The sequence below is a fragment of the Streptomyces sp. NPDC058375 genome, from assembly GCF_042723425.1.
In the GTDB taxonomy this organism is placed as follows: domain Bacteria; phylum Actinomycetota; class Actinomycetes; order Streptomycetales; family Streptomycetaceae; genus Streptomyces; species Streptomyces durocortorensis.
In genome coordinates this window covers 18,729-28,764 of record NZ_JBHXJG010000076.1, presented here as the reverse complement: position 1 = coordinate 28,764, position 10,036 = coordinate 18,729, and the positions used below count along the sequence as shown (strand labels likewise).

Annotated in this window: 13 protein-coding genes; 7 read left to right on the top strand and 6 right to left on the bottom strand. The window is 70.4% G+C overall.

Translation table 11 applies throughout. The features are described from left to right. Positions 1–25 precede the first annotated feature (25 nt). Positions 26–235, bottom strand: coding sequence for a DUF397 domain-containing protein (locus ACFWM7_RS15340; protein ID WP_383260412.1), 210 nt, complete (start codon positions 233–235; stop codon positions 26–28). Positions 236–308: 73 nt separating this feature from the next. After that, positions 309–1,067: a GntR family transcriptional regulator gene (locus ACFWM7_RS15335; protein ID WP_383260410.1), complete on the bottom strand. Its 759-nt coding sequence runs from the start codon at positions 1,065–1,067 to the stop codon at positions 309–311. A gap of 283 nt (positions 1,068–1,350) precedes the next feature. On the opposite strand from ACFWM7_RS15335, the gene ACFWM7_RS15330 reads away from it, so the two are divergent. Together ACFWM7_RS15330 and ACFWM7_RS15325 are read left to right on the top strand one after the other, a co-directional pair. After that, positions 1,351–1,611 (top strand): hypothetical protein, encoded by a 261-nt coding sequence (locus ACFWM7_RS15330; RefSeq protein WP_383260408.1) that lies wholly within the window; start codon positions 1,351–1,353, stop codon positions 1,609–1,611. A gap of 97 nt (positions 1,612–1,708) precedes the next feature. Beyond that, positions 1,709–2,077 (top strand): hypothetical protein, encoded by a 369-nt coding sequence (locus tag ACFWM7_RS15325; protein ID WP_383260416.1) that lies wholly within the window; start codon positions 1,709–1,711, stop codon positions 2,075–2,077. A gap of 42 nt (positions 2,078–2,119) precedes the next feature. Here ACFWM7_RS15325 and ACFWM7_RS15320 read toward each other — a convergent pair whose 3' ends face one another. After that, a complete protein-coding gene (locus ACFWM7_RS15320) occupies positions 2,120–2,962 on the bottom strand; it encodes a helix-turn-helix transcriptional regulator (protein WP_383260406.1) in 843 nt (280 codons plus the stop codon). 276 nt (positions 2,963–3,238) lie between these two features. On the opposite strand from ACFWM7_RS15320, the gene ACFWM7_RS15315 reads away from it, so the two are divergent. After that, positions 3,239–4,180: an SDR family oxidoreductase gene (locus ACFWM7_RS15315; protein WP_383260404.1), complete on the top strand. Its 942-nt coding sequence runs from the start codon at positions 3,239–3,241 to the stop codon at positions 4,178–4,180. A 110-nt stretch (positions 4,181–4,290) separates the two neighbouring features. Here ACFWM7_RS15315 and ACFWM7_RS15310 read toward each other — a convergent pair whose 3' ends face one another. The 3 genes from ACFWM7_RS15310 to ACFWM7_RS15300 form a co-directional block, all read right to left on the bottom strand. Then, on the bottom strand, positions 4,291–4,515 hold the full coding sequence (locus tag ACFWM7_RS15310) for a DUF6243 family protein (protein ID WP_383260402.1): 225 nt from the start codon (positions 4,513–4,515) through the stop codon (positions 4,291–4,293). Positions 4,516–4,723: 208 nt separating this feature from the next. Beyond that, positions 4,724–4,927, bottom strand: coding sequence for a hypothetical protein (locus ACFWM7_RS15305; protein ID WP_383260400.1), 204 nt, complete (start codon positions 4,925–4,927; stop codon positions 4,724–4,726). A 103-nt stretch (positions 4,928–5,030) separates the two neighbouring features. Continuing rightward, positions 5,031–6,413 carry a glycine--tRNA ligase gene (locus tag ACFWM7_RS15300; protein ID WP_383260399.1) on the bottom strand — a complete coding sequence of 461 codons (1,383 nt, stop codon included), beginning with the start codon at positions 6,411–6,413 and terminating at the stop codon, positions 5,031–5,033. Between the two features lie 233 nt (positions 6,414–6,646). Here ACFWM7_RS15300 and ACFWM7_RS15295 point away from each other — a divergent pair, with 233 nt between their 5' ends. From ACFWM7_RS15295 to ACFWM7_RS15280, 4 genes are all read left to right on the top strand, one after another. Beyond that, positions 6,647–7,693 (top strand): metal ABC transporter solute-binding protein, Zn/Mn family, encoded by a 1,047-nt coding sequence (locus tag ACFWM7_RS15295; RefSeq protein WP_383260398.1) that lies wholly within the window; start codon positions 6,647–6,649, stop codon positions 7,691–7,693. Positions 7,694–7,747: 54 nt separating this feature from the next. Continuing rightward, positions 7,748–8,554: a metal ABC transporter ATP-binding protein gene (locus ACFWM7_RS15290; protein WP_383260395.1), complete on the top strand. Its 807-nt coding sequence runs from the start codon at positions 7,748–7,750 to the stop codon at positions 8,552–8,554. Beyond that, a complete protein-coding gene (locus tag ACFWM7_RS15285) occupies positions 8,554–9,453 on the top strand; it encodes a metal ABC transporter permease (RefSeq protein WP_383260393.1) in 900 nt (299 codons plus the stop codon). The genes ACFWM7_RS15290 and ACFWM7_RS15285 overlap by 1 nt, the downstream gene beginning before the upstream one ends. Positions 9,454–9,557: 104 nt before the next feature. Next, positions 9,558–9,992: a Fur family transcriptional regulator gene (locus tag ACFWM7_RS15280; RefSeq protein WP_030585500.1), complete on the top strand. Its 435-nt coding sequence runs from the start codon at positions 9,558–9,560 to the stop codon at positions 9,990–9,992. The last annotated feature ends 44 nt before the right edge of the window (positions 9,993–10,036 follow it).

The following is a 10,036-nucleotide window of genomic DNA, read 5'->3' as shown; positions in this document are numbered from 1 at the left end:
GCGGGGCATCCTGCTGCTCGGTTCCTCAGACGGTGTCGAACGTTCCGCCCCGGATGCCCGCGACGAACGCCGAGAACGCGGTGACGGGGACCTCGACCACGGGGCCGCCCGCGACCTTGGAGTCACGGACCGGGACGATGCCGCGCGAGGCGGCGAGGTTGGCGGCGACCTCGATGCAGTTGCCGCCGTTCGCGCTGTACGAGGACGTGAACCAGCACGGGGATTCGGGCAACACGGGTATCCCTTCGCCGCAGGAAGCACCACCATGCGCGATGCGGCGGGCCGCGCACCAGAGGGCCTCGGGGCGGTCACGCGTCGAAGGCGTACTCCAGGACGTATGCAGCCGCGTCCAGGACCATCTCGTTGACCTCCACGACACGGCCCCCCTCCGCGAAAGCGGTCCGGCAGATGAGCATGACGGGCGTCCCGGCCGGAAGGCTGAGCTTCGCTGCCTCCTCGGGCAGCGGCATGCGGGAGCGGATCTCTTCCCGGAAGTGGACTGGCCCATGGCCCAGTTCGGCGAGCCGAGCATAGATCCCGCCGGGCCCCGTGTCCGGCTGGGTGATCGCCGAGCCTTCGACCAGAAGTGCCGGGAGGTACGACCTCGCCAGAAGGACCGGCTTGCCGTCCAACACGAACCGGCGGCTCCTGATCCAGACACGCTCCCCCGCGTCGAGGCCGAGCACGCGCGCCGCGTTCTCCGAGGCGGCACCCTCACCGACTTCCACCTGGTCAACCACCAGGTCGCGATCCCCGAGGTCTGCATCCCAGACGGAACGCCCAGATCCCCACTGCTCTCGCACCAACCTCGGAATCCCGCGACGCCTCAGCGGCTGGAATGCCCGCACGAAGACTCCGACGCCCTTCCGCGCTTCCGTCAGACCTTCGCTCTGAAGCACGCCCAAAGCCTGCCGCGCCGTCATGCGCGCAACGCCGTACTGCGACATGAGGTCGTTCTCACCGGGAAGGCGCGCCCCAGGCTCCAGCGCCCCTGACTGGATCTCTGCCTTCAAGGCTTTCGCGATCCGCTGGTACTTGGGCTCACGGCCAGTGGCGTCGGTAGCCATCTACGGGTTCCTCTCCTCTCCAGGCAGCCTAGTCGCGCTAGGTACTGACGCGACATCCGGGAGGCCACACGCGTCGGCTCACGCTCCTGACCTGGGCATTGTGGGTGATTCGCGAGTCAACTTGCGCGGCCTGCCTCACCTGGCGAGGGGTGTGGAACCGAAGGGACCTCAGTCGACGTGTTGACATCTCTAGAGATGTCCAGTTCTCTAGAGATGCCAATCGACACAGTCGCACCCAGCGCCATGCTCGGGGGCCAAGTTGCGACGCCACGAGGAGCGATCGATGTACGGCGAGGACTTATGCCCGAATAACCAGGAGCCCCCTGGCCTCCCTGCCCCCGGAACCCTCCTGGTCGACACCAGCCGCGCCGACCGCGTGGGCGAGTTCCGAGGGGTCGCCGGCCCCTACTGGTCGCTCCGGCCCGTCGGGGGCGGCGCGGAGTGGGAGGCCGAGCCCCGCCACGTACGCCCCGCGCTCCTCATAGAGCAGCTCCGCGCCCGTACCGCACGCCTCAACGCCCGTAGCCGGGGTGAGGTCCTGTGAGTCCCGTCCCACTCCTGGGACGTGACCGACCCGCTCGGCGACCTGATCGCGGAGCGGCTCGTCCCGGGCGACTCTTCCGAAGGGTGACCCCGTGACCGTGAACCAGTGCACCGCCGTCGCGCTACTGCCACCCCCGGAGCACGTGCTCGCGCTGTCGGTCCCGGCTCGTCGCCCGGAGGCCGGACACCTGCTCTGCGAACTCGGCGAGGGCCACGACGAGGCGCACGCGACGATGCTGTGGGACGAGGGCGGGCGGCTGGGAAGCGCCGTCTGGGCGCGGTGGCGTGCGGGGCAGGTCCGGCTGCTGCCACTGCCCTGGTGCGCGGTCCGCGACCCCCGGAACGCGGACGCGGCCTGTGGCCGGTTCGGCGGCCACCCGTCGGGGCACGACTGGGAGGTCACCGACCCCACCCAGGACGCCATCACGCGGGACCTGGCGCGGCTCCACCCTCCCCTCTTCCGGTAGGCCTGCCGACCGAGCCGACGGGCGTGTCCCGCAGCCGAGAGGTCAGCGCAGCGTCTGCGTCCCGATGACCGACAGCAGCCGCAGCCGCTCGTGGCTCTCGCTGCCCGGCGCGGCCGTGTACACGAGCAGGCTGTGCGACTGGTCCGGGTCCAGCAGCCGCTGGCAGTTCAGCTCCAGTACGCCGACCTCGGGGTGGATGAAGCGCTTGACCTCGTTCGGGCGGATGCCGATCTCGTGCTCGTCCCAGAGGCTGCGAAACTCCTCGCTCCCCTCGCGCAGCAACTCGGCGCAGTGCGCGGCCCGGGAGCCGGCCCCCCGCAGGGTGGCCAGCTCCCGCAGACCGGAGGCGAACATCCGGGAGAGGAACGGGTGGTCCTCGGCCACGTACTGCGCCCGGGTGGCGGGGTCGGTGAACCACCGGTAGCCGATGCTGCGCGCGATGCCGGTGTACCGGGTCGTGTCGCCGGTGAGGGCGACGCCGAGCGGGGTCTGCCGCAGTGTCTCGCCGAGCTCCGTGACGATCTCGGCGGGGGTGTCGTCCAGCCGGTCCAGGATGCGCAGGAGGCCGGGGCTGATGTGCTCGCCGGTGGTGCCCCGGGCGGGCGGGGTGTGTCCGGAGAGCCGGAAGAGGTGGTCGCGCTCGTCGAGGGAGAGGTGGAGGCCCTGCGCGATCGAGGCGATCATCTGCTCGGACGGCTGCGGGCCGCGTTCCCGTTCCAGCCGGGCGTAGTAGTCGGTCGACATGTGGCAGAGTACGGCGACCTCTTCGCGGCGCAGCCCGGTGGTCCGGCGGCGCTGTCCGCGCGGCAGGCCGACGTCCTCGGGTTGCAGCAGCTCCCGGCGACGCCGCAGGAACGCCGCGAGCCCGGTCCGGTCGATCTCCATGTCTCCTCCGCCTCCCTGCGCGGCACCAGCGGATTCGTGAGCCCGCTCGGGCCCTGGCTCTTCCCTTGGGCTCCTGCTCCCTTTGTAGCGCCCGGAGCCGCCCGCCGCCACGGATCGTCGATCCCCCCATACGGCCCCCGTACGGCGGCGCTTGCCCGCCGCACGCCGTCCCGGGCCGTAGCCTCGGCCCGCCGATCGGTGGATCGGGAGGCCCTGGATAGGCCGGGGCGCCGACGTCACCGTAGAGGAAGCCGAACCTCACAGGAGTGATTCCCCATGGCACGCCAGACCACCGACATCTCCGTTCCCGACCTCTCGGGCAAGCGCGCCGTCGTCACCGGGGGGAGCGACGGCATCGGCATCGGCATCGCGACGCGGCTCGCCGCCGCCGGGGCCGAGGTCGTCCTGCCGGTGCGCAACCCGCGCAAGGGCGAGGCCGCGGTAGCCGAGATCCAGCGGCAGGCGCCCGGCTCGCAGGTGTCGCTGCGCACGCTCGATCTGTCCTCGCTCGACTCCGTCGCGGCACTCGGTGCGACCCTGCTCGACGAGGACCGGCCCATCCATCTTCTGGTCAATAACGCCGGTGTCATGACCCCGCCCGACCGGCAGACCACCACCGACGGCTTCGAGCTCCAGTTCGGCACCAACCATCTCGGGCACTTCGCCCTCGTCGCCCGTCTGCTTCCCCTCCTGCGCGCCGGGCGGGCCCGCGTGACCTCGCAGATCAGCGTCGCCGCCAACCGCAACGCCATCAACTGGGACGATCTGAACTGGGAGCGGTCCTACAACGGCATGCGCGCCTACAGCCAGTCGAAGATCGCCTTCGGGCTCTTCGGTCTCGAACTCGACCGGCGCAGCCGGGCCGAGGGCTGGGGCATCACGAGCAATCTGTCCCACCCGGGCATCGCCCCGACGAGCCTGCTCGCCGCCCGCCCCGAAGTCGGCCGCGCCAAGGACACGTTGGGCGTCCGGATGATCCGTCTGCTGTCCGCCCGGGGCCTGGTGGTGGGCACCGTGGAGAGCGCGAAGTTCCCCGCGCTGTACGCCGCCGCCTCGCCCGACGCCCGGGGCGGTGCCCTCTACGGGCCGAGCGGGCCCGGAAACATGGGCGGCCCGCCCGCCGAGCAGAAGCTGTACAGCCGGCTGCGCGACACCGAGGAGGCCCGGCGGGTGTGGCGGGTCTCGGAGGAGCTGGCCGGCGTTTCTGTCCCGAGCTAGGAACCGAGCCAGGAGGGGCGGGCGGACACGCGCGTGGGCCCGGATCACGGATGATCCGGGCCCACGGTCGTACGGCGTGTACGAACCTACGAGGTCCTACCGCTGCGGCGTCAGCTCTGCGCCGGCGACGCGTCGTCCTGCTCGCCCGGCTCGGCGGCGGTCGTGGCCGCCTGGGCCTCGGCGCGCTCGCGCATCTTGCGGACCAGCTCCTGCTTCTTGTCCTCGGCGACCTTGCGGTCGGCGGTGCGCGCGGAACCCGCGCCCTGCTGGTCGGCACGGGACAGCTTCTTGCGCTGTCCGCCGACGCCGAGGAGGTTGTTACGACTCTTGGCCATGGCGTTCTCCCCTGTGGGGTGTGAAGTGAGTCAGGTGAAGGTGATCGGGTCCGGTCGCGCCGGTCCCGGGCTGCGGCGGGGTGTGCGCACCCGCCGCGCTCTCACTCGTAGATCTGGAAGAACGAAGACATACGGAAACCGTACCCCGCTCCTCGCGGGCGCCGCACCAGGTTTTCCGGCCGCCCGGGGCCCGGGGCTGCCGGGGGTCTCAGGCCGTCGGGTCGACCGTCGCCTGATGGGCCTCGGCCAAGTGCTCCTCCGCCTTCAGCCAGGGCAGGAACTGCGCCGAGCGGCGCCACGCGCAGGTGGAGCAGGTCAACTGGCGCGTCATGCCCGACTTCCGTACCTGCACGACGTGTTCACGGCCGTGCTGGTCCCATCTGCTGACCTTGCTGGTGGTGATCGGCGGCATGGCGTACCTCCCGGAACGGCGGCGGCGGGGGCTCCGGTGGACTGTATGACGAAGCCCCCGGTTCCGTACCCGGAACCGGGGGCCTCACGCACGTACGCGGGTGTCAGCAGCCGAGCAGACGCGAGCCCAGGTACGCCTGGATCTGGTCCAGGGAGACGCGCTCCTGCTTCATGGTGTCGCGCTCGCGCACGGTCACCGCGTTGTCGTCGAGGGTGTCGAAGTCGACGGTGACGCAGAACGGGGTGCCGATCTCGTCCTGACGGCGGTAGCGGCGGCCGATGGCGCCGGCGTCGTCGAACTCGATGTTCCAGTTCTTGCGCAGGTCGGTCGCCAGGCCCTTGGCCTTCGGCGAGAGCTGCGCGTTGCGGGACAGCGGCAGGACCGCGACCTTGACCGGGGCCAGGCGCGGGTCGAGGCGCATCACCGTGCGCTTCTCCATGACACCCTTGGCGTTGGGGGCCTCGTCCTCGACGTAGGCGTCGAGGAGGAACGCCAGCATCGCACGGCCGACACCGGCCGCGGGCTCGATGACGTACGGCGTCCAGCGCTCCTGGGCCTCCTGGTCGTGGTAGCGCAGGTCGGTGCCGGAGGCCTCGGAGTGCGCCTTGAGGTCGTAGTCGGTGCGGTTGGCGACACCCTCCAGCTCGCCCCACTCGCTGCCGCCGAAGCGGAAGCGGTACTCGATGTCGGCGGTGCGCTTGGAGTAGTGGGAGAGCTTCTCCTTCGGGTGCTCGAACCAGCGCATGTTCTCCTCGCGCATGCCGAGGTCCGTGTACCAGTTCCAGCGCTGGTCCATCCAGTACTGCTGCCACTCCTCGTCCTCGCCCGGCTTGACGAAGAACTCCATCTCCATCTGCTCGAACTCACGGGTCCGGAAGATGAAGTTGCCCGGAGTGATCTCGTTCCGGAAGGACTTGCCCATCTGCGCGATGCCGAACGGCGGCTTCTTGCGCGAGGTCTGGAGCACCTGGCCGAAGTTGGTGAAGATGCCCTGGGCGGTCTCGGGGCGCAGGTAGGCGACCGAGCCGGAGTCCTGGGTCGGGCCGAGGTGGGTGGAGAGCAGACCCGAGAACTGCTTGGGCTCGGTGAAGGTGCCCTTGTTGCCGCAGTTGGGGCAGTTGAGGTCGGCGAGACCGCCCACCGGCGGCTTGCCGTGCTTCTCCTCGTACGCCTCCTCCAGGTGGTCCGCGCGGTAGCGCTTGTGGCAGGAGGTGCACTCGGTCAGCGGGTCCGAGAAGGTGGCGACGTGGCCGGAGGCGACCCAGACGTCCGGGGCCAGGATGACCGAGGAGTCGATACCGACCACGTCCTCGCGCGCGGTGACCATGTAGCGCCACCACTGACGCTTCAGGTTCTCCTTCATCTCGACGCCCAGCGGCCCGTAGTCCCAGGCGGCCTTCTGGCCACCGTAGATCTCACTGCAGGGGTAGACGAAGCCACGGCGCTTGCTCAGGCTGACGATGGTGTCGATCTTGTCGGCGGCCACGGTGCTCTCTTCATTACGACGACGGGATAGGAACAGGTGCGGCGCGATAGCGCCTCGGTGAGGGGTGGTGATCGGGAGACGGGCGGGCGAAGGACTCAGATTACCGGCGCGCGCACCCCCTGGATCAAATCGGTAAGGGTCCGGAAGAGGCCGGGCGCCGCCACCTCGTGATCTTCCGGGCATCTCATCCGTCTTGTTGACAATCGTTTCCACTTTTGTTGAAAATGACAGTCATGAACGTACGCCGCCTGATACCCACCACCGCCGTCGCCGGAGCAGTCGCCCTCGGCCTGACCGCTCTCTCCGCCTGCTCCACCTCCGACGCCGCGGACGGGGGCAACGCCGACAAGCTGAAGGTGACGGCGTCGTTCTACCCGATGCAGTTCCTGGCCGAGAAGATCGGCGGCGAGCACGTCGCCGTCACCAGCCTCACGAAGCCGGGCGTCGAGCCGCACGACCTGGAGCTCACCCCCCGCCAGATCGGCTCCATCAGCGAGTCCGACTACGTGCTGTACCTCAAGGGCATCCAGCCCGCCGTGGACGACGCGATTGTGCAGTCCGGTGTGAAGAACACCGTCGACGCCGCGACCCTCACCACGCTGGAGAACCACGGATCCGAGGTCAGCGGTCACGACCACGGCCACGAGGGCGAGGAAGAGCACGCCGACGAGCACGGCCACGAAGACGAGCACGGCCACGAGGAAGAAGCCCACGAGGAGCACTCCGAGGGCGACGGCCACAACCACGGCGAGGAGGGCGGCGCCGACCCGCACATCTGGCTGGACCCGGTGAAGTACGCCGAGGTCGCCAAGGGTGTCGGCAAGTCGCTGGAGAAGGCCGATCCCGACCACGCCGCCGACTACAAGAAGAACACCGACGCCCTCGTCGCCGAGCTGGGCGAGCTGAACACGGCGTACGAGACCGGGCTGAAGAACCCCGCCACCAAGACCTTCATCACCACCCACTCCGCCTTCGGCTACCTCGCCGAGCGCTACGGGCTCACCCAGCAGGGCATCGCGGGCATCGACCCCGAGGCCGAGCCGAGCCCCGCGCGCATCCAGGAGATCCACACCATCGCGGAGGAGGAGAAGGCCACCACGGTCTTCTTCGAGACGCTCGCCAGCGACCGGACCGCGAAGACCCTCGCGAAGGACACCGGCCTCAAGACCGGCGTTCTGGACCCGCTGGAGGGAATCACGGACAAGTCCCAGGGCGCTGACTACATCGAGGTCATGGAGTCCAACCTCGCCGCGCTGCAGAAGGCGCTCGGCGCGAAGTGACTCGCACCACCCGTACCACTCGCACCACCTGTGACGTTCGGATCGGAGGCGCTCATGCCGGAGCGTGAGAGCACCACCCGCGAGGCCGCGCGCGAGCCCGCCCAGGAGGCCGTCATAGCCCTGCGCGGCGCCACGGCCACCCTCGGCGCGCGCCCCGTGCTGCGCGGGGTGGACCTGACCGTGCACCGCGGCGAGGTCGTCGCGCTGCTCGGCGCCAACGGTTCCGGCAAGTCCACCGCCGTACGGTCGGTCATCGGGCAGGTCCCGCTGACCGGCGGCAGCGTCGAGCTGTTCGGCACCGAGCTGCGCCGCTTCCGCCGGTGGGGCCGGATCGGGTACGTCCCGCAGCGCACCACGGCCGCGGGCGGTGTGCCCGCCACGATCCGCGAGGTCGTCGCCTCCGGCCGGCTGTCCCGTACGGGGCTGCGGTGGCCCGGGAAGGCGGACCGGGCGGCCGTGGACCGGGCCATCGAGCTGGTGGGCCTGGCCGACCGCGCCAAGGACTCCGTGAGCGCCCTGTCGGGCGGCCAGCACCAGCGCGTGCTGATCGCCCGCGCCCTGGCCTCCGAGCCGGATCTGCTGATCATGGACGAGCCGATGGCGGGGGTGGACCTGGCCAGCCAGGAAATCCTGGCCTCGACCCTGCGCGAGCAGGTGGCGCTCGGCACCTCCGTACTGCTGGTGCTGCACGAGCTGGGCCCGCTGGAGCCGCTGATCGACCGGGCCGTCGTCCTGCGCGACGGCTGCGTCACGCACGACGGGCCGCCGCCCGAGGCGCTCGGCCAGCACGCCCTGCCCGGCCACGACCACGTACACCCCCACGCGGCCGCCGAGCCCGTCCGGACGGGACTGCTGACCTGATGCTCTTCGAATTCCTCAACCCTCCCTTCATGCAGCGGGCGCTCATCGCGGCCGTGCTGGTCGGCATCACCGCGCCCGCCATCGGCATCTATCTGGTGCAGCGGCGGCAGGCCCTGATGGGCGACGGCATCGGGCACATCGCGATGACCGGCGTCGGCCTCGGCTTCCTGCTCTCCACCAGCCCCGTGTGGATGGCGACCGCCGTCGCGGTGGCCGGCGCCGTCGTGATGGAGCTGATCCGCTGGTACGGGCACACACGCGGCGACCTCGCCCTGGCGATGCTGTTCTACGGGGGCATGGCGGGCGGCGTCATGCTGATCAACCTGTCCGACACCGGCTCCAACGCCAATCTGACCTCGTACCTCTTCGGCTCGCTCGCCACCGTCTCCGAGTCGGACGTCGTCGCGATCTGCGTCCTGGCGGCCTTCGTCGTGCTGGTCACGGTGGGGCTGCGGCGGCAGTTGTTCGCGGTCAGCCAGGACGAGGAGTTCGCCCGGGTCTCCGGGCTGCCCGTCCGGGTGCTGAACCTGCTGGTCGCGGTGACTGCCGCGGTGACCGTGACGGTCGCGATGCGGGTCGTCGGCCTGCTGCTGGTCAGCGCGCTGATGGTGGTGCCGGTGGCGGCCGCCCAGCAGATCACCAAGTCCTTCAAGGTCACCTTCGTGCTGTCCGTGGTGATCGGCACGGCCGTGACCCTCACCGGCACCGTGACCTCGTACTACCAGGACGTCCCGCCCGGCGCGACGATCGTGCTGCTGGCCATCGCGGTGTTCGTCGCGCTGACCGCGCTCGCCGCTCCGCTCGCGCGACGCCGGGCCCGGGCGAGCGAAGCGAAGGGGGCCGAGTGCACCCTGGAAGTACCGGCAGCCCGCCGCGACCGGGACGACGTACGGGTGTGACAGCGGTGCGTGTGACGGAGTCGCACCGTACGTGTTCGCCGGAGGCACCCGGCCGGGCTGGCACAATGGCCCGACACATGTACGGGCGACACGAGGAGGCACCTGTGGCCACGGCGCCGATCAGTGGCACGAACGCAGCGCCGGTACGCGGCCGGTCCACCCGGCAGCGGGCGGCGGTGGCGGCGGCGCTCGACGAGGTCGACGAGTTCCGCAGCGCCCAGGAGCTGCACGACGTCCTCAAACACCGCGGCGACTCCGTGGGCCTGACCACGGTCTACCGGACCCTGCAGTCCCTCGCCGACGCCGGTGAGGTCGACGTCCTGCGCACCACCGAGGGCGAGGCCGTCTACCGGCGGTGCTCGACCGGCGACCATCACCACCACCTGGTCTGCCGGCTCTGCGGCAAGGCCGTGGAGGTCGAGGGGCCGGCCGTCGAGCAGTGGGCCGAGATGATCGCCGCCCAGCACGGCTATGTGAACGTCGCGCACACCGTCGAGATCTTCGGTACCTGCGCGGAGTGCGCCGCGAGCAAGGCGTAGCCGCCGGAGAACGAGAAGAAGGGGCGGGTCCGGTACGCGTACCA